We start from the raw sequence: 25,151 nt of genomic DNA, 5'->3' as shown, positions 1-25,151 counted from the left end.
GACCGCTCCGACCCGAAAGAGAACATGATGGGCATCCTCACCGGGAAGCGCCTTCTCGTCACCGGCGTCCTCACCGACGCCTCCATCGCCTTCCACGTGGCCCGCGTCGCCCAGCAGGAGGGCGCCGAGGTCGTCCTGACCGGCTACGGGCGGATGAGCCTGGTCCGGCGCATCGCCCAGCGGCTCCCGCGGCCTGCTCCGGTCCTGGAGCTCGACGTCACGGACCCGGAACAGACGGATTCGCTGGCCGAACGCGTGCGTGAGCACGTGGACGGCCTCGACGGGGTGCTCCACGCCATCGCGTTCGCCCCGCAGTCCGCCCTCGGCGGCAACTTCCTCCACACCCCGTGGCCGGACGTCGCCACCGCGCTGCACGTGTCGACCTACTCGCTGAAGTCACTGTCGATGGCGTGCCTGCCGCTGATGGGTCCCGGCGGATCCATCGTGGGCCTGGACTACGACGCCTCCCGCACCTGGGCGGGCTACGACTGGATGGGCGTGGCCAAGGCAGGCCTCGAGGCCTGCTCCCGCTACCTCGCCCGCGACCTCGGCCCCCGCGGCATCCGGGTCAACCTCGTCGCGGCGGGCCCCCTGCGGAGCGTGGCCGCGCGCAGCGTCCCCGGCTTCGAGACCGACGGATGGGACGAGACGGCGCCACTGGGCTGGCGCGGAGACGACTTCGAGCCGACGGCCCGCGCCTGCGCGGCCCTGCTGTCGGACTGGTTCCCCGCCACGACCGGGGAGATCGTCCACGTCGATGGTGGTGTCCATGCCATCGGTGGCTGACCGGGCGGCGCCCGCCATCGTGGCGGACGGCCTCGTCAAGCGGTTCGGCGGGGCCCTCGCGCTGGACGGAGTCAGCCTGGCCGCGCCGGAGGGCAGCGTGCTGTGCCTGCTCGGCCCCAACGGCGCGGGCAAGACCACCGTGGTGCGGACCCTCACCACCCTGCTGCCCCCCGACTCGGGCCGAGCCTCCGTGGCCGGGTACGACGTCGTCCGCGAGGCCGGCCGGGTCCGTGCCGCCATCGGCGTGACCGGCCAGTTCACGGCCGTCGACGACCTGATGACGGGCACCCAGAACCTGGTCATGGTGGCGCGGCTGGGCGGGTTCTCCCGGCAGGCGGCCCGGAGCCGGGCGGCGGAGCTGCTGGACCTGCTGGGTCTGTCGGAGGCCGCCGGGCGGCTCGTACGGACCTACTCCGGCGGCATGCGCCGGCGCCTGGACCTCGCCGCCTGCCTGGTGCGGCGCCCCCGTGTGCTGTTCCTCGACGAGCCGACCACCGGCCTCGACCCGCGCAGCCGGGGAGAGCTGTGGAGCCTGGTCCTGGACGTCGTGGCCAAGGGCACCACCGTCCTCCTCACCACGCAGTACCTGGAGGAGGCGGACCGGCTCGCCGACGACGTCGTGGTCCTGGACCGGGGCCGCGTGGTCGTCACCGGCCCGCCCCGGCAGCTGAAGCAGCGCGTCGGCGGGCACCGGGTGGAGTTCCACCCGCCCGACCGGTCCCGCGCCGACGCCGTCGCACGGGCCGCCACCGCGCTCACCGGCCGGCCGGCCGCGGCCGACGGGGACGTCGTGCGCATGAACCTGGACGAAGCCGCCGCGTTCCCCGACGTCGCCCGACGGCTGATGGACGCCGGTCTCGTCGTCGGCGAGATATCGCTGGGCTATCCGAGCCTGGACGAGGTGTTCCTGGCGCTGACCGGCCGGCCCCGGGCCGGCGCCCTCGCGGAAGGAGCCGCGGATGATGCAGGACACTGACACGCCCGCCCGCGGCGGCCTTGCCCGCGCAGCCCTCAGGCAGTCCCTGACCCTGGCCCGGCGCAGCGTCAGCAGGCTCCGGACGGTGCCGGAGGAGACCGTCGGGTTCGTCCTCCAGCCGCTGATCTACGTCACTCTGTTCGTCTTCGTCATGGGCGAGGCGATGGCGGGGGACTGGCGCACCTACCGGGACTTCGCGCTGCCCGGCATCGCCGTGCAGATGGTGGTGCTCTCGACCCTCGGCACCGGCCTGGCCCTCAACACCGACTTGGAGAAAGGGCTGTTCGACCGGTTCCGCACCCTGCCCATCTCGCGCACTGCCCCCCTGCTCGGCGCGGTCCTGGGAGACCTGGTCCGCTACGGGCTGTCCCTCGCGGTGATGACCGCCGTCGCGGCCGCGATCGGCTTCCGCCCCGCGGGCGGTGTCCAGGGAGTGGCCGCGGCCGGAGCCCTCATCCTGGTGTTCGCGTTCTCGCTGTGCTGGATCTGGACCCTGCTGGGGCTCAAGGCCCGCACCCCCTCCGGCGTGCAGACACTGGCGACGGTGTTCCTCTTCCCGCTCGCCTTCGGCAGCTCCGTACTGGTCGACACGGACGACATGCCCGGCTGGGTCCGGATCTGGGCCGGAGTCAACCCGGTCACCTGGGCCACCGACGCCGTCAGAGCCCTGCTCTCCGGAGCTCCCGCCGGGCGGGAGGTCGCCGGGACGCTGCTGTGGTCGGCCGCGATCCTGGCAGTCTTCCTCCCGCTTGCCGCGCGCGCCTATCGCCGCCGCGTCCGCTGACCCCGCACACCAGAACAGGAGAACCATGGCCCCCGACGCCACGTACACCGGAAGGCCCTACCGGAGTGCGGAGCCGTACCTCGCCACGAGGACCGACATCCGCGCCTTCGCTGAGGCCGTCGGCGACCCCAACCCGGTCTACCGGGACCCGGCCGCCGCCCGTGCACTGGGCTACCCCGACATCATCGCGCCCCCCACCTTCGTGGTGACGGTGGCGGGGATGGTGACCCGGATCCTGCTGGAGGACCCCGGGTTCGGCTTCGACGGCGGGCAGATGATCCACCACTCGCAACGCGTCGTCCAGCACCGTCCGGTCGTCGCGGGGGACCTGCTGTCCACGCGCTCGGTGCTGGAGCGGCTGGAGCGGGTCGGGGGCTACGACCGGCTGACGCTGCGCAGTGACGTATGCGACGAGCGGGGTGGCGACGTGTGCACCGTGGTCACTGTCGTTCTGGGCCCGGGAGGGCCCACCGACCCGGTGGACGAGGGAGCGGGCCCGGCCTGATCGGCGGACCCCCGGCACCCCGGACGGCCTGCGGCCGGTGGGCCCGGGACCGTACCGCTCAGTGGCCGTGTCGCTCAGTGCAGTTCGCCGCTGCGCAGCGCCCGCAGCGGGTCCGTGTAGTCGTACGTGCCCACCAGACCGCCGCGGATGCCGGTCGAGTCGTGGGCGGTGTAGCCGAGCATGGACAGCAGCTCGTCGGACAGGCTCGCCGCCCGGGCCGGGGGGATGGCCAGCATGATGTTGTCCACCGGCCGCAACCAGCCCGCGCAGTAGCTCAGGGTCACCCCGCGCCGGTCCTGGCTCGCCGTGCGGTTGGCGCCGCCGCCGTGCAGCAGGTCGCCGCGGAAGAACAGGACGTCGCCCGGCTCCATGACCGCCCGGCGGATCTGGGACGGGTGCGGGCGCCGCTCCAGCGGCCAGTCGTAGCTGTCGGGCACCACCCGGGTCGCCCCGTTCTCCTCGGTGAACCGGGTCAGCGCGATCATCGCGCTGACGTTCCAGGGGTGTTCGCTACGCTCCAGGTGCGGCCACCACGACGCGGTGTCGCGGTGGAGCAGCTGCGAGGACTCGCCCGGACCGATCTGGATCACCTCGGCAGCGCTCAGCAACGCGCCGTTCGACCAGTGCGACAACAGGCGCTCCACACAGCCCAGCACCTCGGGGTGAGTGATCAAATCGTGGGATGCCTCGATCTTGGCGGGCAGCGCGTGGATGCGCAGCGTCCGGCGACCGAGGAACAGGTTGTACCGCTCCGACTCGGTCTCCGGCGCCAGCCGCCCCGCGTCCGCCGCGATCCAGTCGTCCACCTCGCGGTTGAACCCGGCCACCTGATCCGTCCCGATCAGGCCGGACACGACCGCCGCTCCGTGCCGCCGGACCGCGTCGTCGATCGGGTCCCAGTCGTAGGGCGCGCCGAACACGGGAATGCGTGCCGCGGCGGGTCCGTCCCCCGCCCGCGTCGTTCCCTCCGCCGCTGTCACCACGCGCACACCTCGCCTCCTGTCGCGGGCCCTCGCGGCTCTCTCGGGTCCGACCCCACCACGCCGCCGCCGCGGGTCGCATCCCTCTGCCGGAGGAGCGCCGGGTCACCCTTCCGACGACCCGCCGCGACCGGACGGCGTACGCTGGTGAGGGGCCGTCAACTCCGCTCCCATCAGGGGTTATGGTGCAGGGGAGCGATCTCGACGGAGTGTTCTTCGGCCGCCCGTCCCACGCCATCCCCCGTGCGGCCCGCGGCTCGACCGCGGTTCCGCTGCCACCCCCAGCGACGGAGAGAGCAGCCTGCCCATGCCATCCCAGCCGGCCGCCGGTACCGACACCGTGACGACCATGACGGGCGGCCGGGCCGTGGCCCGGGCCCTCGCCGCACACGGGGTCGGCGTGCTCTTCGGCATACCGGGCACCCACAACCTGGAGGTGTACGCCCACCTCCGCCCCTACGGAGTCCACCCGGTGACCACCCGTCACGAGCAGGGCGCCGCCTACGCGGCAGACGGCTACGCCCGTACCAGCGGCCGCCCCGGCGTCGTCCTGACCACGACGGGGCCCGGCCTCCTCAACACGGTCGCGGCCGTCGGCCAGGCCTACTCCGACAGCGTCCCGCTGCTCGTCCTGTCGCCGGGGATGCCGCTGCGGCACCCAGCGCTGCCCACCGGGCGGCTGCACGAGACCCCCGGCCAGCAGCGGGCGATGGAGGCGGTCACCGCCTTCAGTCACCGCGTCACCTCCGTCGGGGAGATCGACACGGCGGTCGCCCGCGCCTTCACCTCGTTCCGCACCGGCCGGCCCCGGCCCGTGCACATCGAGATACCGCTCGACCTCCTGGAGGAGTCCGGGCCCGTCACGACACGGCCGCGGCGCACGGCACCGGCCGCACCCGCCCGCGCCGACGCCGGCGAACTGCTCCGGGCCGCACACCAGTTGCGCCGGGCCGGTCGCACGGCCCTGGTCGTGGGCGGCGGGGCCCGCGCGGCTGGGCCGGCGTGCACCCGGCTCGCCGAACTCCTCGGCGCCCCGGTCGTCACCACGGCCAACGGCAAGGGCACGGTCGCGGAGTCGCATCCGCTGTCCCTCGGGGTCGCTCTGCACACCGGAACCGTCCAGAAGTGGCTCGCCGACTGCGACACCGTCGTGGCGGTGGGCACCGAACTCGCGGAGTCCGACTTCTGGCGGCCGCCGCCGGCGCCGGGCGGCGTCCTCATCAGGATCGACATCGACCCCGACCGGATGTACGCCGACCCGCCCGCGGACATCCCGCTGACCGGTGATGCGGCGACGGTGCTCGACGATCTGCTCCGCCACGTCGCGGAGCCGCCGCGGGCACCCGTCGCTGTCTCCGACTCCCCCGCATCCGCTGCGCGGGCCCTCGGTTCCGGTCCCGCCCCTGTCCCCGGCCCCGTCCGTCCTCCGGTGGCCCTGGCCGACCGGCTCCGCCGCAGCTCACGGGCGGAACACGCGGCCCGTGACGCCCGCTGGGTCCCGTACCTCGACGCCCTCCGCGGCGTCCTGGCCACCGACGCCGTCATCACCTCCGACAGCGCCATGGCCTGCTACTACGGCGCCCTCCCGCACATGCCCCTCGACCCCCCGGGCCGGATGCTGCACCCCACCGGATTCGGCACCCTCGGCTATGCGCTCCCCGCGGCCGTCGGAGCCGCGACGGCACGTCCCGACCGCCAGGTGGTCGCCCTGAGCGGCGACGGCGGGCTCCAGTTCACCGTGCAGGAACTCGCCACCGCCGCACAGCTCGACCGTCCCCTCCCCGTCGTCGTCTTCGACAACGGCGGCTACGGGGAGATCCGCAACCAGATGGAGGCACGCGGCGCTGCTCCGGTGGCCGTCGACCTGCCGTCCCCGGATCTGCCCGCGCTGGCCCGTGCCTACGGGGGCAACGGCGCAGTCGCCCGCACACCGCGGGAGCTGGCGGCCGCGCTCGCGACCGCGCTGTGCACCCCCGGACCCACCGTCATCGTCGTACCCGAGGAGACCCGAGCATGAGTACCGGCCCGACCGTCAACCGCCTGTGTCCGTCCGACCTCGCTGCCGGCCCGCGAACGCCGCTGCTGCACACGACCTGGAGGGACCATGTCACGGGCCGGAGCGGCTACCTGGTCATCGACGGGCTCGTCCGCGGTGTCGCTAGCGGCGGCCTGCGCATGCGCGAGGGCTGCACCCTCGCCGAGGTCGGTGAACTCGCTGCGGGGATGTCGCTGAAGGAGGCCTTGCACTACGACGCGGGCGCCCGCTACGTGCCGCTCGGCGGTGCCAAGGGCGGCATCGACTGCGACCCGGCCGAACCCGAGGCGTACGGGATCCTCGTTCGCTACCTGCGAGCCATGACGCCGTACGTCGAACGCTTCTGGACGACCGGGGAGGACCTCGGACTGCGGCAGACGGACATCGACCGGGCCGTGCGGGACGCCGGGCTGACCAGCTCGGTGCAGGCGGTGTTCCCTCTGCTGGCCGACGAGGCGGAGGCGCGCGCCCGCCTCGCGGCCGCCTTCGCGGTCGAGGACGACAGCATCGGACTCGACGAGCTCGTCGGCGGCTGCGGAGTCGCCGAAGCGGTGCTCACCGCCCTCGATCGTGATGGCGTGCCGCGCCGGGGCACGCGGGTCGCCATCCAGGGCATGGGCACCATGGGCGGTGCCACCGCCCGTTTCCTGGATCGCGCCGGACTGGCGGTGGTCGCGGTCGCCGACGCCTGCGGCACCATCGCCAATCCGGACGGGCTCGACGTCGAGGCTCTGCTCGCCGCCCGCGACTCCCGTGGCGTCGTGTCCCGGTCCGCCCTGCGTCCCGGGGACGCCCGGCTGCCCGGCGATGCCTGGCTCGCCACAGACGCGGAGGTCCTGGTCCCGGCGGCGGTCTCCTACGCGATCGGCCCCGACGACCAGGCCCGGGTCACGGCGCGGTACGTGGCCGAGGCGGCGAACCTGCCCGTGGTGCCGGAGGCCGAGCCGCTCCTGGCTGCCCGCGGCATCACGGTCCTTCCCGACATCGTCGCCAACTCCGGTACAAATGCGTGGTGGTGGTGGACCTTGTTCGGCGACATTGGCCCGGCCGCGGAGGAGGCCTACGCCAAGGTGCGCTCCTCGATCCGGGAGCTCGTCACGCTCGTCCTGGACCGGGCCGCGGCCGAGGGCACCTCGCCCCGCACCGCCGCCCGCGCGCTCGCCCACGGCCGCCTCGCCGAACTGACCGCGGCGCACGGCACCTACCGCTGACGACGGCCACCGTCAGCGGGCAGCCGGAAGCCCCCATGGAAGCCGACGCCTTCGGCATCGCGCCAACGCTGCTCTGAGCCTGGAGGCTGTGCGGGAGGTGGTCAAGGCCACAGGAGTGTTGAAGGGCAGGCACCGGCGGGCACTGGATTCCACGGTGCTGGACGACGCGGTGGCCACCCAGGACACCGTCACCCAGCTGATCGCCGCTGTCCGGGCGGTGATCCGCGAGTCCCCGGCGCCGCCAAGACTGCGGCCATGCAGTGCACCGCCTGCAGAAGGCGCGTGAAACCACCCCCAAGCCAACTCTGTGGACGGTCGCCGCCGCGCCGCCGGCTCCGCGTGCGGCATCGGGCCCAGAACGCCCAGACGGAAGCGAGAAGGAAGCGTCAGCGCACGGTACATACCGCCCGCTCTGCTCGTAACGCACACAGGCACCCTGTCCGGTTTGCTCCCTGCGAGCCGCTGACCTGTGGTTTCCTTTCACATGTTTTTACTGCATCTTATTCCGATGACGCACCACGTGGAGTGCGTGGCGATCCTTGAGCCGGTTAAGTAAGGGCTCTGACCTGGTGTTTTGCGGGTGCGCGGTATGCGCGGTGTGGGCGTTACGGGCGGTATCTTGACGCTGAGATGACGCTCGTGACGCTCATTTGACGCATGGACGGCGCGGTTCCTGATGCGCCGTCATGCTTGGTTGATGACCGCCAGGCGGAGCCCTTGGCTGTATGGCGGTGGGCGCCTTGATGTGGCACTGGGGCACTGACTACCGAACTGTTGGCTGCCTCTGCCAATCGCTTCTCGGTTGTGACTCTCCGTGACGCTGAGCGGTGTGTCCGGTGCGTGTGGTGCCCGGGGCCGCAGGGGTTTTGTGGTGCGCGGTAGGCGTGGTGTGGGCGTTATGGGCAATGGCTTGGCGCTGAGGTGACGCTCGTGGCGCTCAATCCATTGCCCTCCCGCCGGACTCCCACTGTCCGACGTGGGCTTCGCCACCCGAGACCGTGGCGAGGCAGTCAGCGGCTTCCTCCATGACGCACGCCATGCCGTCGGGGTCATCGGCGAGCAGCGCGACCGTCTGTTCGTAGCAGCCCAGGGCTTCTGCGCATCGGTCCTGGGCGCACAGGCACCGGGCTTTCCAGAGGGGGACCGTCCACAGGGGCACTTTGCCGCCGTCGGCTGCGGTCGCGGCTTTCTCGGCCAGCCCCAGCTGTTCCTGGGCCTGAGTGAAGTCCCCCTGTGCGATGAACAGGCGGGCGAGCGCGATGTGCAACTCGACGATGAGCAAGCCGATGCCCCCGCTCACGCTCAGCTGATCGCGCAGCAACCCCCGCAGCTCGTCCTCGGCGCTGCTGCACTCCGCCAGTTCCAGCTGAAGGTCGAGCCGGGTCTGGATGAGGTCGACGAGACTCGCGGGGCTTGCCGGAGAGTCGTTCCCGGTCGGCATGTAGAGACCGAGGAGACGGCTGATCAACGTGATGGCCGCGCGTTCACGTCCCCCGTGCAGAAGCAGATCGAGCAGTTGCAGGGAAATGTCGTGGTAGAGGGGGGAGAGCTGTTCGTCCGCTTCATCGAGTCGGGAGAGGAGCGCACCGTACACGCTCTCTGCCTGTTCCGTCTGACGCGTTTCCGTGAGCGCGTGACCCACGTGGTGAAGCAGAGGGATGCCCAGTTCGGCCGGTTCCGTCTCGATGGTGGACATCAGCGCCTGCGCCTCCGCGGCCGCCCTCTCGTCCTTGCCCTGTGCTGCGAGCACCAGGACAAGGACCGAGTGGACCAGCAACCTGTTGCTCACGGAGCCGTTCGAGCGCAGCCCGTCCAGAATCGCGCGCAGCTGTTCTTCAGCGGCGGGCAGCCGTCCGGTCGACTGTAGGGCGCGCGCCCATCGGAACTGGAATTGCAGTGTTTCCACGTCCTGCGGCTCTCGCTCGGCGCGGCTCTCTTCGAAGAGCCGACGAGCCTCGTCCACATCGCCGATGGCCTCGTAGTACTGGCCACGAATCGCACCGACCACGGGACGGTCTTCCGGCAGGGCGACGGCACGCTCCATCATCAACCTGAGCAGTTCATCGGCCTGGCCCCGGTGGTTGGAGGCCAGGCAGTAGCCGTAGGAGGCCCATCCGACTTCGACGAACCAGGCCAACGACTCCACGTCGTTCGCGGGAGCGGAGCGCAGGGCAGCCAGAACATGGGGGACCAGGACCTGCCACCTTCGCCATTGATCAGGCGTATCCGTACCCCCTCCCATCCATCGCACGACGCGGGCGGCGGCCCGCCACACCTCGGCGGTTCCGTCTCCGCCGCGCACCTGTGCCGCGTTGGTCTCCAGTACCAGCGGGTGGGCTGTGAGGCACAAGTTTGCCGCGTTCGCCGTGCCGCTTCCGCCGACCGAGACGGCCACGTCGACCAGGTTCAACAAGCCCACGTCGACGAGTGCGTCGATGGCTGCCTCGCCCTCTTCGAATCCTTCCGGGAACCCGCCCTCCGGAGCGACGAGACCGTAGGCGAGCAGCGCGGTGGGGAACGGGGTCGGGGCGAAGCACGACAGGACCCGCATGAGCAATCTGGCTTCCGGCAACCCTTGTCGGGTGAGCAGGTCGAGGCTGATCTCCCAGGTGTGGCTCACCAGTCGGCGCAGCTGCTGGTCGGCCGTGCCCGACTTGAATGATCCACCCGCGTCGAGCAGCGGGGCGCCCAGCCGGTCGAGTTCGGCCGTGTACCCGGCGAAGTCCCCCACGGGCCGGACATCCATGACGCCGCGCGCGAAGCCCAGGCTCCTTCGTGCCTTCGCCAGATATGAGCCTGCCAAGTGCAGTCCCAGGGGCAGCCCGCCCAGTCTCGCGGCGAGTGTACGAGCGTCTTCCACCGGCCCGGCGTCTCTCGCCAGATCAGTGAGGACCTTCGCCCCGTCCTCGGCGGACAGCATGTCCACCGCTCGGCACACTGCTTCCGTTCCCCACAGCAGGGGGTTGCCGACGCGACTCGTCACCACGGTGAGGCCGGAACGACTCGGTCGGATCCACCCTGTGCCGTCCCCCGGCGAGCCGTGCTCCGAAGCGACGGCCGAGAGGTCGTCCACGGCGTCGACGACGAGCAGCCAGCGCTCGCCCGCACGGTCCAGACAACGCCACACGAGATCCAGCGCGCTCGACTGCCCCGCCCATGCGCGACTGAGGCCGTCTTCATCCACGCCCAGTTCACGGGCCACCTGAGACATACCCGTCAGCAACCGCTCGTTCGTCGTCGCCGACACCCAGAACACCTGATGTCCGAGGTCCCGGGCGTGCCGGGCAAGCCGCAGCGCCGCTGTTGTCTTTCCGCATCCGCCGAGCCCGTGCAGGACCTGCACCTGCTCGTGCCCCTCGGCCAGCGCCCGTTCCAGATCGGCCAACAGGCTGTCCCGGCCATGAAGGCGGGTGGGCAGCTCTCCGTACGGAGGACGCACCGAGTAGGTGCCCGGCGTCGGTCCGGAGGCGGACGGGTCGTCCCCGGCCGAACGGCGGGGGAGGCCCCCGGTCTCACGGCGTCGTTCCTGGTCCGCCGCCGTCCGTCTCATCCGCCATGCGGCCGTGCCGCGGCCGGGTGTGCCGGACTTCTGCTGGGCCCTGGCTTCGAGCAGTTCCACGAGGACGGCGAAGGGGCGGCCGTCCTCGGGAACGCTCTTGCCGCTGAACCACAAGCTGAGCTTGCTCTTGCCGAGACTGACTGGGGGACGCTGCCGGCTTCCCCACCGCGCGATCTGGGCGTACGTAGGGGATCCGGCGTTCGTGCGCAGCTGCCTCAGCTCCGTCGCGAGCCGCTCAGCCGCGGACTGGTCGTCCATCCGTCACCCGTTCAATCCGAACTTTCGTTGAACGCCTATTTCACCAGGTCTGGCCTGCGGCGATGTGGGGTTCAGCGGGAAACGACCCGCTGAACCCCGCACGGATCCGGATCAATGGCCGACGACCGGCTGGAGAGGCCGGACCTGGAGAGAGGACGTGCGGTGAAGGAATTCGCAGCGAAGTGGCGTGACCGGACTTGGCGGTTCGAGGCCCTGAAGACAGCGGGAGGGTGGGTGGTCTCAGGGCTTGTCCGTGAACTCGTCAGCCGCGGCCTGTCCTTGTGGTGGGGGTCATGAGCCGCGGCCTTCGGGCGGGGACGCGCGGAGGAGGATGTCGCCCTCGACTCGTTCCGGCCCTCGACACATGTGGCGAGTGCGGGGTGGTAGATCTCGTGGATCTGGCTAGGTCGCGGGCCGCCGCATGCCTGATCTGTGGCGCTCTGTTGTTAGTCGATGAGGCCCCTATGCCTCGATGGTGAACGCCGCTTCGTATCCGTCGTCGATCTTGATGTCCTCGTACACGATGGTCTGACAAAGGCGGTTCCACCGGTTTCCCAGCAGAACAGCAAGCCCCATGGGGCAAGCGAGGAAGAGGTGCATCCGGCGGACTCGGCGTGTACAGCGGCGGAGGTGGTCGCGGATGCCGACGGCCAAGGCGTTGGCGGCGGCACTGTCGGGGATAGATCCGTCATTTGCTGTGCCGCTCGGCGGGGTGAGGACGATGAGCTTGCTGACGGGGAGGTTCTGCTCGTCCAAGTACTCAAAGACGTCCTCAGTTGGGTCCGTTGCAACGGCGATGGCGACAGCGATCTCGTCACCTTGGCTGATCTCGTGCTCGATGACTTCGGGCGCCAGAGGGGTGTCGAATGGCTCGTTGCTGGACCAGAGTTGGCTACCAGTCCTCCCGCGTTGAACTGCTGCGAGGTCGGTACCGGTGACCATGCGAAAGGTGGTGCCTACGAGGAAGGCTGGCGCGAGACGGATGCTGCCCGTGACGGAGACAGCGGTTGTCCCGGCAGGCAGGTGTCCAGGCGCGGCCTCGATGTCCGTCTGCAGCTGAGCCCACGTGTGCGGTGACAGTGGGCGACGCTTGGTGTAGTCGGAGTCTCCGTCGAAGCGATCGATCCAGTCGATGGCGTGGTCAGCTTCCGACGCCAGCGGGTCCGGTTTGAGGGTGGCAATCGACAGAATGGCTCGGGCAGGCCCCGCCTTGAGTTCAAGCTCGGTGACGGCAGCCTCGATCATCGTCTTCGTTAGCTTTCGGTGGCCCTCGCGGACCATCTTGGCGACCCAGCCGACACCCTTTTCAAGTGCTTGCTGGTCGTGACGGAGGCCGGTGACAGTCATCAGGAGTTGGAGGTTCTCTTGGAACCTGACCATGTCCAGAGGCAGGTCGAAGCGCAGCACCGACAGGAGATCGATGAGTTCGGCCTCTGTTACTCCTGCCTCCTGGGCCCACCGGGCACGGGCCTTACCTCGGAGCGACTTGGCTCCGCCGACGGCTGCCTTGGGCATAAGGAGGCCGGTACGGGCGTCGCGGCCCGCCATCAAGTCGTCCTCGGGGTCGGCCGCCCGGTTGGTTACCAGGCGCACGTCGGCACTTCCACCGTCGGCGGTCAACTCCCTCCATGTCTTGGCGATCTTCTTGAGAATCGACGGACCGCCGCTGGCGCTGGGCTTGGTCAGGTACTCCTCGTTGACCGGAGTGGTGCTGTCAACCGCGTACTTCACCTGCTTGTAGGTGTTCGGGGGAGCGTCACGCAGCAGGACGACATCATCGAGGTTGCCCACGCCGTCAAGCTCGACGCCGACTGTGTGGATTGGGTTGTGTGAGCGAGTGGCGTTCTCCCGCAGGAGGGTCAGGCAGCTCTCCCATGCGACGAGCCACTGGTAGTAGTCACCGGTAGTGCGAACGCTGGTGGGGCCAGGAGCGGGGAGATGTGGCATCAGCGTTCCTCGATGAAGACAGGGGTGGGCTCCAGCTCTTCGGCGAGGGCGAGGAGGTCGTCGTCGGTGACCGGCCGGTCGGGGAAGGCACGGAAGACGGCAGCTGGGACCAAGCGCTGGGTGAGGTCGGAGAAGGTATAGCCGGGGCAGATGCCGGTGGGGCCAGTGAGCTCGACGACCTTGCGGACGGTTTCCGGGCGGATGTCGAGCCCGCCGAGCGCCTGGGTGAGGACCGCGTGACGCTGCGCGTCGTCGGGGCGAGCGAAGGTGAAGGTGGCCGCGGCGCGGCGCATGACGGCCGGGTCGAGGGCGCCGAGCCGGTTGGTGCACAACACGACGACGACGGGGAGCTGGGCACCGGCCAGGCTGTCGATTCCGGCCAGGAACGCGTCGACGCCGGCTCGGTCCTCGTGGTGCATCTGCTGGGCCTCGCGGGACTGGACCAGGGCGTCGGCCTCGTCGACGACGAGGATCTGCACGGCGCGAGCACCCTGGGGGCCGGAGACGCGCCTGCCTACCATGTGCATGTGGGTGAAGGCGTCGCCGATGAGCGACGTCATCTCGCCTACCAGGCCGCTGCCGCGGGTCGCGAGCTTGAGCCGGTACAGGTAGACGGGCAGGCTGAGGAAGTCGGCGAGGTCGCAGCCGAAGGACTCGGCCAGGGCCGACTTGCCGGAGCCGACATCGCCTGCGAAGACGAACAGTGGTGCCCGGTCCACGAAGAGAGTGAGGGCGGCTACATCGCCGCCATGATGGGTGACGGCCCACGCCTGGAGTCTGCGCGGATCAGCGAGGAGCGCCGCTTCCTTACGCAGGCGCAGCTTTGTGCTGTCCAGGCCGATCAGCCGGTCGTAGCGGGCGCGGCGGGTGGGCTCGGGCAGTTCGATGACGGGGTGAAACAGGTCGTCCTGGCTGGTCACGTTCTTGATCCTCCTGCTATAGCACTGGGCTTAGTAGGCGAGGTAGACGTCGCGTGAGACGCCAGCGCCGTTGCGGGCGTAGCCATGCCCTGCAGTGGTGTTGCCTGAGAGGGCGCTCGGGGCGACGCCGGTCGTCCGGGAGATCGGCAGAGCTCCCTTGACCGTCGCCTGCTGGGTGCCGGTCAGGAGGTCGAAGGCGGAGCTATAGGTCAGAAAGCTGTAGAAGCCGTAGCCGGTGAGGTCGACCGGGTCGGGAAAGTTACCTGGCCGGGAGTCCACGAGCTGACCGCCGGTCGTGGCCTTGTAGCGCAGGCGGAGCTTCCAGGCGTTGTTGGCCGTGTCGCGGAAGCCGTAGTCGACAGTGTCGAGATAGCCGTCGCGCAGGAGCAGGGCGACCTCTTCGGCGAAGTTGTCGATTCGGTCGAGGGAGGGCTCGCCATAGAGGTTGAACAGGAGGCGGAGATCGGCAGCGACTCTGCCTCCGACGTAGCGGGCGTCAGTGATCGTGAACGAGGAGGAGGCGGATCTGGTGTACGAGCCGGTCATGGTCATTCTCCCGGGAAAGTGGGACCGAACACCTCACGCCAGGCGTCGAGCGCCTCGCTCTTGGTGGCCGCGTAGGCAGCCATCGTGAGGGTGTCGAGGGTGGCCTTGGCGTGGTTCACCAGCCGTAGGCGGTCGAGTTCGCTGTACTTTGCGACGTTGTTCTCCGGATTTACCGGGTCCCAGACCTGGATGGGTTCCGTCGTCGCGCTCACCGCACTGGCCTTGTAGTAGTCGGTGAAAAGGATCGGCGTCTTGAGGCCGGTGCGGACGATGTAGGCGAGAACTTGTTCGATCGCTGCCGGGTAGTCGTTGACCTGGAGTGGCTTGCCATTCCAGCCGACGTCCCACAGGTGTGCGACCAGGAGCTCGATCAGGAACGACTTGCAGCGCAGCTGCGGGTCGACCTCCTTGCTCTCACGAACCCACGCCTTCAGCAGGCGGATCAGCTCCCGGTAGCCGTCGCCGGCCACCGCCTTGCGCTTCTCGATGAAGCGCAGGTGCTGCGTGACAGAGGTGAGCACCTTGACGCCGTCGCTGGTGACCAGGTAGCCCCTGTCGTCCGGTTCGCCGGTGTAGAGCACCGGTACCACGTCGATCTTCAAGCCGGAGCCGCGCATGGTGATACCCACCGCGTGGTTGGACGGTTTGAAGTCCTCTGCGACCTTCGTCTTGCCGTAGACCTCCCTGCAACGCTCCTCGAGCCAGGCCAGCACGTTCGAGACGTCTACCGCAGGGTCTCCGACACGCAGGTACGCCGCGACGTCCGCGTCGGATCCTGTGCCGCTCTTGCGCCGGATCGCCGTGTGTTTGGCCGTACTCCCAGAGGCGCGGAGTTTCACCAGGTCGAAGTCTGGGTGGGCGGCGATGTAATTCTCCAGACGTTCCCGCAGGTGGTTCACCTGTCGGCGGCGCTCCTTTGCCTCCTCCGCTGGCACGTTGACCCTGCTCTGCGCGAATGCTTTGAGGACCCTGTGGTCGACGTAACGCTCTCCTGACATGGCAGTTCGCCTTTCACCCGAGAAGATGACCGTCCGAAGAACAGACTTACCATCCACCACTGACAACTCCGGGCCGAGTTGCGAGCGGTACCCGCGGGGCGGTATCGGACAGTGGGTAGAGGGCGATACGCCGGGCTCAAGCGACGCCGGTCCAGACCTCGGATCGCCCGAGGTCTCGTACCTCACTGTTCTGGACGCGCGATAGCGTCGCTTCTAGAGCTCATCAGGGAAGGGACGCCAGCAGATGCTGCACAGCAATGGCGCTGCCGACAAGAATGACCGGAAAGGTTTGATTCTCGACTTCGCGGGAGCGCTCACGGCCAGCCCCATCCCTACTCATCGCGAGTGGTGCATGTCGGAGGGGCTGGAGGCAGGGGCGTGGCGGGCGACGCTCAACGATCATCCGGAGGGGGCGGCGTTTGTACACGGCGCTGGAGATCGGGGAGATCGGGCAGGCGGCATGGAACGAGGGCGGCTCTCCTCGGTGAGCACGTGGACCCCGTGAACCTGATGGGGCGGGCCTGGGCCGACGTTCCTCCGGCGCGTCGGATGATCGCGCTCGCCCGGGCCGCGCGGGCTGCCGGGCATCGGCTCGCGCTGCTGTCGAACAGCTTCGGGCTCGACCCGTTCACCCCGTACGAGCACGTGGGTATCTGGGACCTCTTCGATGTGCACGTCGTGTCCGAGCTGGAGGGGTTGGCGAAGCCGGACCCGGCTATCTACCGGCTGGCCCTGGAGCGGATCGGGTTGCCTGCCGAGCGGTGCGTGTTCGTGGACGATTACGAGGTGAACCTGCCGCCGGCTGCCGAGCTGGGCATCACGACCGTTTACGTCACCGACGAGGACAGGGCAGTGGCCGAGCTGGAGGCTCTTCTCGGTGTCACGGCTGTGCTCACGGTCTGAGCGTCAACTGCCGCCTGGCCGAAGGCTGTCCACCGCCCGTTTCTGTGAGTACTGTCCGTGTGGGGCCCATCACGCGGAGGTTCTGGAGCATGCAGTGGTCGGAGTACACCACCTCTGAGCGCTTGAAGGCGTTGCGCGGTGCCATGACGCAAGAGCAGTTGGCGGAGGCCGCCGGTGTGTCCGTCGGCGTCGTCCGCAAGCTCGAACGCGGAGGGACGGCCTCGCTGCGCGTCGGCGGGTGGGCCCTCATCATGGGCATCCGACGGGGGCGCTCAGGTGTCCGTGCGGCGGGAGGCGGTGGCGAGGGCCTGTCGGAGCTGGTCGACGCTGGGCGATCCGGACGGGCCGTCGGGCGTGCGGTAGATGCGGCAGGCGAGCGACGGCGTGGCGTGCGGCTGGGCGAACGGGTCACGGCCGTTGATGAGGACGGTCGGTGACCCGGTGAAGCCGGACCGTTCGGCCTCGGCCGCGCCGGTGATCACTCGGGTGGCGAAGGCGGTGGCGGCCAGTCCCTCGTCATCCAGAGCGTGGCGTAGCCGCTGCTCGGCGAGTTGCCGGTGTGGACAGTCGGGCACCACCAGGACTTCGATCTCCATGGCTCCAGGATCTTGTTTGCGGTCGGCTCGACTGTCGGCCGGGATGCGGGTGGTGGGCGGCCTGCTGCCCACGGTTCGGTGGTGTCAGCCGGCGTGGTCGGTGAGGTGTTCGGGGTCGAGGACGGTGATGTGGCCGCGGGCGAGGCGGATGAGGTGCTGGTCGGCGAAGTCGCGCAGGACCTTGGTGGTGGTTTCGCGGGAGGTGCCGGCCAGGGCGGCGATCTGTTGGTGGGTGAGTGCGATCTGGGGGCTGCGGGCGCCGAGGACGCGGGGCCGGGTTTCGGTGGTGAGGGTGAGCAGGGTGGTGGCGATGCGCTGGGGTACGGATTTGAAGACGCTGTCGGCGAGGCGTTGTTCGAGGTCGGTGAGGCGGCGGCCGAGGATTTCGGTGATGCGGGCGGCGATGCGGGCGTCGGAGAGCAGGAAGCGGTGGACGTCGGTGCGGCTCATGACGCAGACGGTGACGTCGTCGAGGGCTTCGGCGAAGTTGTCGTACATGCGCTGCCCGAGCAGGACCATCTCGCCGAAGATGGTGCCCGGGCGGATGATCGCGGTGGTGAGGGCGCGGCCTTCGGCGGAGACCCGGAAGATGCGGACCCGGCCCCTTTTGAGGATGAAGAGCACCTCGGAGGGCTGGGTGGGGGAGTGGAGCAGTTCGCCGGCGCTGTAGGTCTTCATGGGGGCTGCGGCGGCGATGGCGTCCATCTCTGCTTCGGTCAGGTCGGTGAAGATGTCGACCTCGGAGATGCAGAAGGTCTTCTCGGCGTCGTCGCCGGTGTTGTCGCCGCTGTGGTTCATGTGGTGCGGTTCCTCGCGTCGTCCCGGTGCCCAGGGTGGGGGCACTGTCCCCCAGGGCGGGTCGGCCAGCGTGCCCGTGCTGTGGGCCAGACAGTAGTCCTGCGGGGCGCCGGCGCGGGGTTCGGCGCCCCGGGTCGGTACGCCTGGGCCGGGTGGGGGCGCCGTCGGTGGTGTCGGTGTGGTCATGCTGAGGTCCGGCCGGTCGGCTCGCCCGCGCTCCGGGCGATGGAGGCGAAGGTGAGTCCGGCCAGCAGGCCGAAGACGAGGTGGGCGCCGAGGCTGGAGGCGGAGACCTCGTTCCATTCGAAGACGGGCATGCCCATGTTGGCCGGCATGATCCACAGGGCCCCGAGGGCCCACCACACCGCGCCGTAGACCAGGCCGAGGACGACCGCGGGCGCGAGGCGCTGCGCGAGGTGGCCGAAGACGATGCCGAAGGTGGTGCCGGCCAGCAGGGCGATGGAGAGGTGGATCAGCCAGCCGGCGAGGGCGTTGGTGGAGCCGAGCAGTCCGGCGACCATCGTGATCATTGCGGTGTCCATGACGGGCCGGGACACCGACATCCAGATGCCCATGCCGACGCCGCCGACGAGCCCGGCCGCGGCGCCCCGGACGGCGTGGACCGGGATCGCGGCGGTCTTGGGGGATACGTGTGCTGCCGTGGTCATGGTGATCGCCCCATCGGGTTGGGTTCGTTCTGTTGCTTCCACCGCCGACGCTAGGACGCCCGCCCTGGGCGGTATGTGACCGTCCTTACCTACGCGCTGGTAGTCACGCGGGCCCCGGTTGCCGCAGCCCCAAGGGGGGTGGGTCCATGGAGGTGGGTGCCGGCAGGAAGGGGAGTAGGGGCAGCGGATGGGAATCGACGAGATCGTGGAGCGGGTGCTGCCGCTGCCGTGCGAGCGGGTGGCCGGGTACGCGATGGACTGGCGCCATGACGCGGAGTGGACGCAGGGCATCCGTACGGCGGAGCTGACGCGGGAGGCCGACGGGGGTGGTTTCGGGGTCGGGGCCGAGGTGACGCGGACCGCGTACTTCCTGGGCAGGCGGATCGACTACGTGCTGCGCGTCGCCGCGTACGAGCCCCCGAGGCTGCTGGACATGGTGTCGGTCGCGGGCCCGATGCCGATGCACGTGACCTACACCTTCACCCCGACCCCGGACGGTGGCACGCTCGCCCGGATCCGCGTACGGGGCGACGCGTCCGGCCTCTACGGGCTCGCGGCGCCGCTCATGGGGCGCAAGGTGCGATCCTCGCTGGTCAAGGACCTGCGGGACCTGGAGCAGCGGCTGAGTGCGCCGCAGGACTGAGTGCGAGGGCGGTCATGGCGTTCGACGAGGGACTGGCGGAACGGATCCGGGCTCATTTCGGCGCGGGCCCGGACATCACGGAGAAGCGGATGTTCGGCGGCCTGGCGTTCCTGCACGCCGGCAACATGGCCGTCGGTGTGATCGGGGACGAGCTCATGGTCCGGGTCGGCCCGGACGCCACCGACGCCGCACTTGCGCGACCGGGGACGAGGCCCTTCGACTTCACCGGTCGCCCGATGCGCGGCTGGGTCGTCGTCGCCGCGTCCGCCCTTTCCGAGGACGAGGATCTGGTCGGCTGGATCGATCAAGGTCATGCGTTCGCCGCCGGCCTGCCGCCCAAGTGACGTGGCGAGGCGGCCGCGACAGGAGTCACAGCTGAGAGGAGTGGTCGCCGCGCGTACCTCAACGGCGTCCATGAGGACTACGACGACTTCGAGCGCGAACTGGGCGAGATCAAGAACTACCTCGCCTCGAAGGGCTGATCGTGCACCTGGAGTGGGCCCGGCCCGGGGTCCTGCGCGCGACCGGTCGCGCCTTCAGGTTCACGCTCGTGGCCGCCGCTCGCTTCGTGGCCGAGTCAGGCGAGCCGAGGGTTCCTTTCCGCGATCAGCAAGGCGTATCCCAGGACTCCGTCCGCGACCGCCGTGCGGGCCGCCGCCAGGACGGCGGGAGCCGCCGTGAGGTCCACGCCGGCCTCGGTGAGGCGGGCCGCGGCGGTGATGCGCAGCAGGTTCAGCCGTGCCTCGATCTGGTCGATCATGCGGAGCATGGCGTCGTCGTGCCGCTCGGTGCGCAGGGTGCTCAGTCCGGCGGCGGCCAGGATCTGGGTGTACTGCCGGAGCGGTCGGGCGTCGGCGATGCAGGCGATGCGGGCGCCGAGGCCGCTGAGTTCGGGCGGGAGGCGGTCGGTGTCGGCGGTGACGTCGGTGATGCCGAGCCGGCCGCCTGGCTTCAGGACGCGGGCGAACTCGGCGGCGGCCCGGGCCTTGTCGGGGAAGGTGCACAGCGCGCACTCGCACACCACCGCGTCGAAGACCCCGTCCCGGTGGGGGAGGTGCTCGGCGTCCCCGGTGGTGAACCGGGCCCGGTCGGTGAGCCCCGCGGCCTGGGCGGCGCCCTGGGCGAGGGCGGTGTTCGCCGGCGCGTAGTCCACCCCGTCGACGTCGCTGCCGTAGGCGTCGGCGAGGAGCAGGGCGGTGGTGCCACGCCCGGAGGCGACATCGAGGACTCGCGCCCCGGGGGTCAGGGCGAGGCCGTCGGCGAGGCGGCGGGTCAGGGCCGTACCGCCGGGGTGGTACGAGGCGCCGAGGAGCAGGGCGACGACGTCGGAGGAGTAGGCGGCGGCGCAGCATACCTTCAGCTCCTCACCGCTGGGCGGCCGGGTCATGACGAGGACTCCCCTTCCTCACGCGTGGTGTGCGCGGTCTTCGATCCGTACGGGGTTGCCGTCAGCCGGTCGGCCAGCGGCAGGGCGTTCGGGGCGACCGTGGCGACGGGCACGCCGGAGAGTTCGGCGCGGACCTGTTCGCGGTAGCCGACGGAGTTGTACGCGCAGAACGGGATGAGCCTGCCGTCCGGGGTGATCTCCTCGACGCAGCACTTCATGAGCTGTTTGACGTTGAGGGTGTAGGGGTCCTGGAAGTCCTGCACGACGATCATGAACGCCTTGTCGTTCAGGTTCTTCACGGCCTGGGGCAGGTCGATGCCGCAGCCGTCCGTGCAGTCCAGCGCGTCGGCCGCGGCCCTCAGCTTCTCCTCGGTGGTGGCCGTGCCCATGAACGCGGAGGCAGACCACAGCTTCTCCAGGGCCTCGCGGATCCCGGCGTCGGGCAGGACCCGGTTGGTGACGTAGTCGAGGTGGTCCTCCACGTTCAGCAGTCGCGGGACGGGGACGACGGTGCGGTTGCCCGGTTCGCCGTCGACCAGCAGGTAGGTGATGGAGCGGCAGGTCGGGAAGCAGCACGGTACGGGGAAGAAGTCGCCCTTCCGGAACCAGTCCGGACGTTGCTCGTTGATGAGCCGGATGACGTCGGGGTTGGTGAGCCGGTTCAGCGGGTCGAACGGCACGTGCCGGCCGGAGTGGGTGACCGGCTGGAAGGCGACGGACCGTACGGCCGGGTGGTCGATGCCGTACTCGATGATCGCCCCGAGTTCGTGCTCGTTCAGGCCGCGCTCGACGGCGGCGACGAGGGTGACGGTCAGGCCGGCCTCCGCGCAGTTGTCCAGCGCGCGCTGCTTGAACGTACGAAGGTCGCGGCCCCGGATCTCCAGGTGGGTGCGCTCGTCGAAGCCGTCGAACTGGAGGTAGACGTTCACCGATTTACCCACCGCCTGGTTGCGTGTGCCGAGCTCGGCGGTGAAGTTCTTGTCGGTGGCCAGGCGGATGCCGTTGGTGTTGAGGGTGACGTTCCTGATCGGGCGGGCCTGGGCGAGGTCGATGAAGTCGAGGATGTGCTTGTGGATGGTGGGTTCCCCGCCGGAGAACATCACCACCTCCGCCTCACCCTCGGAGGCCACGAAGGCGTCGAGCATCCGCGCGCACTGCTCGTGGGTGATGGAATACCCGTCGCTCTGGTGGCCGGAGTCGGCGAAGCAGATCGGGCAGTCGAGGTTGCAGCCGGTGTTGACCTCGATGATCCCCAGGCAGGCGTGCTGTTTGTGCTCCGGACACAGCCCGCAGTCGAGCGGGCAGCCGTCCTTCACCTCGGTCTGGAAGGCGAGCGGGATCGTGCCCGGCTTGTTGAAGCGGGTCGAGGACAGGTACTCCTCCGCGTCCCCGTAGACGAGTGCCTCGAACTCGCCGTGGTAGCGGCAGCGTTTGCGCAGGTAGACCTTGTTCTCGCGGATGTTGACCTGCGCGTCGACGGGCGTCTTGCACATCGGGCAGATCGACTTGGTGAACTCCACGAACACCTCGTCGCGGTCCACCTTGCGCCGGGGCGCGGGTGCCTGGGTCATCGGATTCCCTTTCCGCGGGGCTGCTCTTTTCGCTTCAGCGGGCTCGAGTCGTCATCGTCGTGCGGCGGGTCTGGGACGGTCGGGCAGCAGCCCTGATCTCCGGCGCCACGGCGACGGCGGACCCGGCACCGCAGGACGTAGCCGGCCCCCATGAGGAGCACCACCGCTCCGACCGTGATCAGCCACGGGTTGCGCAGAACCCCGCCGACGGCGCCGAGTGCCCCGCCGGCCATCAGCAGCGGGCCCGCGCAGCAGCAGTCCCGCGTACAGCAAGGTCAGCGCGTCCTGGAGCAGGACGAACCAGCTCAGCCGCTGGGCCAGGTAGGTCCCGAAGCAGCCGCAGTTGGCCACCGTCAGCCCGCGCGCGTAAGCCTGCGTGGCCAGAACCGTCCACACCACCGACACGCCCGCGTACACCCACACCGGTGCCAGGGCCCTTGAGCGGGGCCGGGTCAGGAACCAGATGCCGCACACCAGCTCGCCCGCGATCAAGCCGATGGCCAGCGCGGTCGCGCCGCCGCCGGTCACCAGTCCGTACGCGGACAGGATTCCCGGCATCCGGCTGAACGAGGCGAGCTGCCCGATGGCCATCGCCGTGTACACCGTGCCCAGCACGATCCTCAGCACCATGATCCGAACGTAGGCCCCGGACAGGGGTGATAACTGTAAGCGCGCTCACCGAACCCCCCGTCTCGCGCGGGGGACGATCGGCAGTGCGACCACCACGCTGATCCGGGACGCCTCCAGGAGCGCCGGCCCAGTCCAGGGCACTGGCGGCCCGGACGGCCCCGCAAACGACACAGCCTTGCCTGGACGGGGCAGGCATGGACCGCAGCACCGGCACAACTGATCCAGGGAGGCCCTCATGGCGAGGGAGCAGGAAGTAGACGTCGTGGTGATCGGCATGGGGGTGGGCGGTGAGCATGCAGCCGGGCGCCTGGCCGGGGCCGGACTGGAGACCGTCGGGGTGGAGGCCGAACTCGTCGGCGGTGAGTGCCCGTACTGGGCCTGCATCCCGAGCAAGATGATGATCCGCGCCGGCAACCTGCTCGCCGAGGCCCGCCGCATCCCCGGCATGGCCGGACGCGCCGAGGTCACGGCCGACTTCGGCCCGGTCGCGGCCAGGATCCGCGACGAGGCGACCGACGACTGGAACGACCAGGTGGCCGTCGAACGGTTCACCGGCAAGGGCGGACGCTTCGTCCGCGGGCACGCGCGACTGGCCGGTCCCGGCCGGGTGGAGGCCGACGGCCAGGTGTTCACGGCACGGCGCGGGGTGGTGCTCGCCACCGGGAGCCGCCCGCAGATCCCGCCGGTGCCGGGCCTGGACGCGGTGCCGTACTGGACGAACCGGCAGGCCATCGCCGCCGAGGAACCCCCGGAGTCCCTCCTGGTGCTCGGTGGCGGCGCCATCGGCGTCGAACTGGCCCAGGCGTTCGCCCGCTTCGGAGCCGTCGTCACCGTCGTCGAGGCCATGGACCGGCTGCTGCCCGCGGAGGAACCCGAAGCGGGCGCGCTCCTCGCCGACGTGCTCAGAAGCGAAGGCATCACCGTGCGCACCGGTACCCGGGCCACCGCGGTCCACCACCGCGGCGCCACCTTCCACCTCACCCTGGACGGCGGGGAGGAGCTCACCGGCCGGCAGCTGCTGGTGGCCACCGGACGCCACCCCCACCTCGCCGGACTCGGCCTGGAGACCATCGGCCTCGACCCGGGCGCCCGCACCCTCACCGTCGACGGGCAGATGCGCGCCGCAGACGGTCTGTGGGGCGTCGGCGATGTCACCGGGCTGGGGATGTTCACGCACGTGGCGATGTACCAGGCCGAGATCGCCGTACGCGACGTCCTCGGCGAGCCGGGACCGGACGCGGACCACCGGGCCCTGCCCCGGGTCACCTTCACCGACCCCGAGGTCGGCTCCGTCGGCCTGACCGAACACGCGGCCCGCGAACAGGGACTGCGGGTGCGCACCGGCACCGCGCGGGTGCCGTCCTCGGCACGCGGCTGGATCCACAAGGCCGGCAACGACGGCGTGATCAAACTCGTGGAGGACGCCGACCGCGGAGTCCTGATCGGTGCCACCTCCGCCGGCCCGGCCGGCGGCGAAGTCCTCTACGGGCTGGCCGTGGCCGTCCAGGCCGAGATCCCCGTCGACCGGCTACGCCACATGATCTACGCCTACCCCACCTTCCACCGCGGCGTGGAGGACGCACTCGCCGACCTCGGCCACGGCTGAGGTGCGTCCCCTCCGGGCTGACCGGCAGGGCTGTCCCGCGCGCTGGATGGCCGAGGTCGCCCGTTGGCCGAGGTCGCCCGTGACGTCGGTGACCGCAGTACCGGTTCACCAGGCAGGAATACGCTCAGCCGAGGGTCGCGCGCCGCTCCGCCTCCTGCTTGACCGCTGCCAGTGATGCCGCGACCGTCGCCTCCCAGCGTGGGGCGACCACGCCGCCCCACCACCGGCCGAGCGCCCACAGGTCGGTGCCCAGCTCACCGCGGTACACCAGCCGCGTGCCCGGTGCCTCCTCGGTGAGTTCGAACGTCTCGGAGACCGCCGGGACGGGGCCGCGCACCAGACGGAAATCGACCCGCTCCGGCCGGGTGAACCGTACGGTCTCCACGGTCGTCGCCGTCAGCCGCCCGCCCACGACGGGCGTGCGGTGCGCGGCGAGCACCATGTCGCTGCCCCGTTCCAGTACCGCGACCTTCTCGCGCATGGCCCGGGTGGCCCGGCCCAGATAGGGCTGGGCGATCACATCGAAGACCGTCTCGCGCGGTGCGGCGATGACGACGTACTGCGGCCCCAGCGGTCGTGTGCGCCGCCCCACCCCGAGATCCAGGGGCACAGCCCCGGTCACCAGCCCCACGTAGCCCGCCGCCGCACCGCCCACCGCCCCCACGGCCATCAGCCGACCGGCCCACGCCATGTCCCTCTCCACCTTCCCCGTCCCGGTTCTCCTGTCCCACCGCCAGGCTAGGGCTGACAACGTCCATGGCTCGGTGACCACGCTCACCTTCAACGAGCAATCGCATGCATACCGTGAGGGGCAAGCGATCACGCGCAGTGCGAGAGGACCAGG

Annotated in this window: 22 protein-coding genes and 3 pseudogenes; 12 read left to right on the top strand and 13 right to left on the bottom strand. The window is 70.2% G+C overall.

What is annotated here, in order from left to right; genetic code table 11:
• The first annotated feature begins 24 nt into the window (after window positions 1-24).
• From fabI to GPJ59_RS00370, 4 genes are read left to right on the top strand one after another with little or no spacing between them, the layout of a single operon-like run.
• Complete coding sequence (gene fabI / locus GPJ59_RS00385; protein WP_219664108.1) at window positions 25-786, top strand: enoyl-ACP reductase FabI; 762 nt, start codon at window positions 25-27, stop codon at window positions 784-786.
• A complete protein-coding gene (locus GPJ59_RS00380) occupies window positions 770-1,762 on the top strand; it encodes an ATP-binding cassette domain-containing protein (RefSeq protein ID WP_219664089.1) in 993 nt (330 codons plus the stop codon). Before fabI ends, GPJ59_RS00380 begins: the two co-directional genes overlap by 17 nt.
• A complete protein-coding gene (locus GPJ59_RS00375; RefSeq protein ID WP_219664088.1) occupies window positions 1,746-2,546 on the top strand; it encodes an ABC transporter permease in 801 nt (266 codons plus the stop codon). The genes GPJ59_RS00380 and GPJ59_RS00375 overlap by 17 nt, the downstream gene beginning before the upstream one ends.
• 25 nt (window positions 2,547-2,571) lie before the next feature.
• On the top strand, window positions 2,572-3,051 hold the full coding sequence (locus tag GPJ59_RS00370) for an FAS1-like dehydratase domain-containing protein (protein ID WP_219664087.1): 480 nt from the start codon (window positions 2,572-2,574) through the stop codon (window positions 3,049-3,051).
• A gap of 74 nt (window positions 3,052-3,125) precedes the next feature.
• On the opposite strand, the gene GPJ59_RS00365 is transcribed toward GPJ59_RS00370, so the two are convergent.
• Window positions 3,126-4,040, bottom strand: coding sequence for a phytanoyl-CoA dioxygenase family protein (locus GPJ59_RS00365; protein ID WP_219664086.1), 915 nt, complete (start codon window positions 4,038-4,040; stop codon window positions 3,126-3,128).
• A gap of 298 nt (window positions 4,041-4,338) precedes the next feature.
• Between GPJ59_RS00365 and GPJ59_RS00360 the strand changes: the two genes are divergently transcribed.
• The 3 genes and pseudogenes from GPJ59_RS00360 to GPJ59_RS38805 all read left to right on the top strand — a co-directional run.
• Window positions 4,339-6,048: a thiamine pyrophosphate-binding protein gene (locus GPJ59_RS00360; RefSeq protein WP_258023627.1), complete on the top strand. Its 1,710-nt coding sequence runs from the start codon at window positions 4,339-4,341 to the stop codon at window positions 6,046-6,048.
• Window positions 6,045-7,277, top strand: coding sequence for a Glu/Leu/Phe/Val dehydrogenase dimerization domain-containing protein (locus GPJ59_RS00355; RefSeq protein ID WP_219664085.1), 1,233 nt, complete (start codon window positions 6,045-6,047; stop codon window positions 7,275-7,277). Before GPJ59_RS00360 ends, GPJ59_RS00355 begins: the two co-directional genes overlap by 4 nt.
• A 43-nt stretch (window positions 7,278-7,320) precedes the next feature.
• Window positions 7,321-7,547 (top strand): annotated as a pseudogene (locus tag GPJ59_RS38805) (IS5/IS1182 family transposase); the annotation flags it as partial.
• 667 nt (window positions 7,548-8,214) lie between these two features.
• Here the strand turns inward: GPJ59_RS38805 and GPJ59_RS00350 are convergent.
• The 5 genes from GPJ59_RS00350 to GPJ59_RS00330 form a co-directional block, all read right to left on the bottom strand.
• On the bottom strand, window positions 8,215-11,094 hold the full coding sequence (locus GPJ59_RS00350; protein ID WP_219664084.1) for a tetratricopeptide repeat protein: 2,880 nt from the start codon (window positions 11,092-11,094) through the stop codon (window positions 8,215-8,217).
• Between the two features lie 462 nt (window positions 11,095-11,556).
• Window positions 11,557-13,041 carry an SAVED domain-containing protein gene (locus GPJ59_RS00345; protein ID WP_219664083.1) on the bottom strand — a complete coding sequence of 495 codons (1,485 nt, stop codon included), beginning with the start codon at window positions 13,039-13,041 and terminating at the stop codon, window positions 11,557-11,559.
• Entirely contained in the window at window positions 13,041-13,961 is a 921-nt protein-coding gene (locus GPJ59_RS00340) for an AAA family ATPase (RefSeq protein WP_219664082.1), read from the bottom strand. The genes GPJ59_RS00345 and GPJ59_RS00340 overlap by 1 nt, the downstream gene beginning before the upstream one ends.
• A 30-nt stretch (window positions 13,962-13,991) precedes the next feature.
• Complete coding sequence (locus GPJ59_RS00335) at window positions 13,992-14,507, bottom strand: HORMA-1 domain-containing protein (protein WP_258023626.1); 516 nt, start codon at window positions 14,505-14,507, stop codon at window positions 13,992-13,994.
• Window positions 14,508-14,509: 2 nt separating this feature from the next.
• Window positions 14,510-15,505, bottom strand: coding sequence for a CBASS oligonucleotide cyclase (locus GPJ59_RS00330; protein WP_219664080.1), 996 nt, complete (start codon window positions 15,503-15,505; stop codon window positions 14,510-14,512).
• 244 nt (window positions 15,506-15,749) lie between these two features.
• Here GPJ59_RS00330 and GPJ59_RS00325 point away from each other — a divergent pair.
• Together GPJ59_RS00325 and GPJ59_RS38345 are read left to right on the top strand one after the other, a co-directional pair.
• Window positions 15,750-16,408: pseudogene (locus GPJ59_RS00325) on the top strand (HAD-IA family hydrolase).
• A gap of 89 nt (window positions 16,409-16,497) precedes the next feature.
• Window positions 16,498-16,635: pseudogene (locus tag GPJ59_RS38345) on the top strand (helix-turn-helix domain-containing protein); the annotation flags it as partial.
• Window positions 16,636-16,680: 45 nt separating this feature from the next.
• Here GPJ59_RS38345 and GPJ59_RS00315 read toward each other — a convergent pair.
• From GPJ59_RS00315 to GPJ59_RS00305, 3 genes are all read right to left on the bottom strand, one after another.
• On the bottom strand, window positions 16,681-17,004 hold the full coding sequence (locus tag GPJ59_RS00315) for a hypothetical protein (RefSeq protein WP_219664079.1): 324 nt from the start codon (window positions 17,002-17,004) through the stop codon (window positions 16,681-16,683).
• An 84-nt stretch (window positions 17,005-17,088) separates the two neighbouring features.
• Window positions 17,089-17,802, bottom strand: coding sequence for a Crp/Fnr family transcriptional regulator (locus GPJ59_RS00310; RefSeq protein WP_258023625.1), 714 nt, complete (start codon window positions 17,800-17,802; stop codon window positions 17,089-17,091).
• Between the two features lie 182 nt (window positions 17,803-17,984).
• Window positions 17,985-18,470 carry a hypothetical protein gene (locus tag GPJ59_RS00305; protein WP_219664077.1) on the bottom strand — a complete coding sequence of 162 codons (486 nt, stop codon included), beginning with the start codon at window positions 18,468-18,470 and terminating at the stop codon, window positions 17,985-17,987.
• Between the two features lie 187 nt (window positions 18,471-18,657).
• Between GPJ59_RS00305 and GPJ59_RS00300 the strand changes: the two genes are divergently transcribed.
• Together GPJ59_RS00300 and GPJ59_RS00295 are read left to right on the top strand one after the other, a co-directional pair.
• On the top strand, window positions 18,658-19,113 hold the full coding sequence (locus tag GPJ59_RS00300; RefSeq protein WP_219664076.1) for an SRPBCC family protein: 456 nt from the start codon (window positions 18,658-18,660) through the stop codon (window positions 19,111-19,113).
• 14 nt (window positions 19,114-19,127) lie between these two features.
• Window positions 19,128-19,457: a TfoX/Sxy family protein gene (locus GPJ59_RS00295; RefSeq protein WP_219664075.1), complete on the top strand. Its 330-nt coding sequence runs from the start codon at window positions 19,128-19,130 to the stop codon at window positions 19,455-19,457.
• A gap of 233 nt (window positions 19,458-19,690) precedes the next feature.
• Here GPJ59_RS00295 and GPJ59_RS00290 read toward each other — a convergent pair whose 3' ends face one another.
• Genes GPJ59_RS00290 through GPJ59_RS00280 form a run of 3 tightly spaced genes read right to left on the bottom strand, consistent with a single transcriptional unit; the run spans window position 19,691 to window position 22,701 of the window.
• Window positions 19,691-20,500 (bottom strand): class I SAM-dependent methyltransferase, encoded by an 810-nt coding sequence (locus tag GPJ59_RS00290; RefSeq protein ID WP_219664074.1) that lies wholly within the window; start codon window positions 20,498-20,500, stop codon window positions 19,691-19,693.
• The gene (locus tag GPJ59_RS00285; protein WP_219664073.1) at window positions 20,497-22,071 is read right to left on the bottom strand and encodes a radical SAM protein; all 1,575 of its coding nucleotides are present in this window, start codon (window positions 22,069-22,071) and stop codon (window positions 20,497-20,499) included. The genes GPJ59_RS00290 and GPJ59_RS00285 overlap by 4 nt, the downstream gene beginning before the upstream one ends.
• Window positions 22,072-22,122: 51 nt before the next feature.
• Complete coding sequence (locus GPJ59_RS00280) at window positions 22,123-22,701, bottom strand: MauE/DoxX family redox-associated membrane protein (RefSeq protein ID WP_219664072.1); 579 nt, start codon at window positions 22,699-22,701, stop codon at window positions 22,123-22,125.
• Between the two features lie 235 nt (window positions 22,702-22,936).
• Between GPJ59_RS00280 and GPJ59_RS00275 the strand changes: the two genes are divergently transcribed.
• Window positions 22,937-24,307 (top strand): dihydrolipoyl dehydrogenase family protein, encoded by a 1,371-nt coding sequence (locus GPJ59_RS00275; protein ID WP_219664071.1) that lies wholly within the window; start codon window positions 22,937-22,939, stop codon window positions 24,305-24,307.
• A gap of 124 nt (window positions 24,308-24,431) precedes the next feature.
• On the opposite strand, the gene GPJ59_RS00270 is transcribed toward GPJ59_RS00275, so the two are convergent.
• Window positions 24,432-24,998 (bottom strand): SRPBCC family protein, encoded by a 567-nt coding sequence (locus tag GPJ59_RS00270; protein ID WP_219664070.1) that lies wholly within the window; start codon window positions 24,996-24,998, stop codon window positions 24,432-24,434.
• Between the last annotated feature and the right edge of the window lie 153 nt (window positions 24,999-25,151).

The organism is Streptomyces bambusae (genome assembly GCF_019400985.1).
GTDB lineage: Bacteria > Actinomycetota > Actinomycetes > Streptomycetales > Streptomycetaceae > Streptomyces > Streptomyces bambusae_A.
Note: the sequence above shows the minus strand (reverse complement) of the source record. Positions and strands in the feature narration are given on the sequence as shown.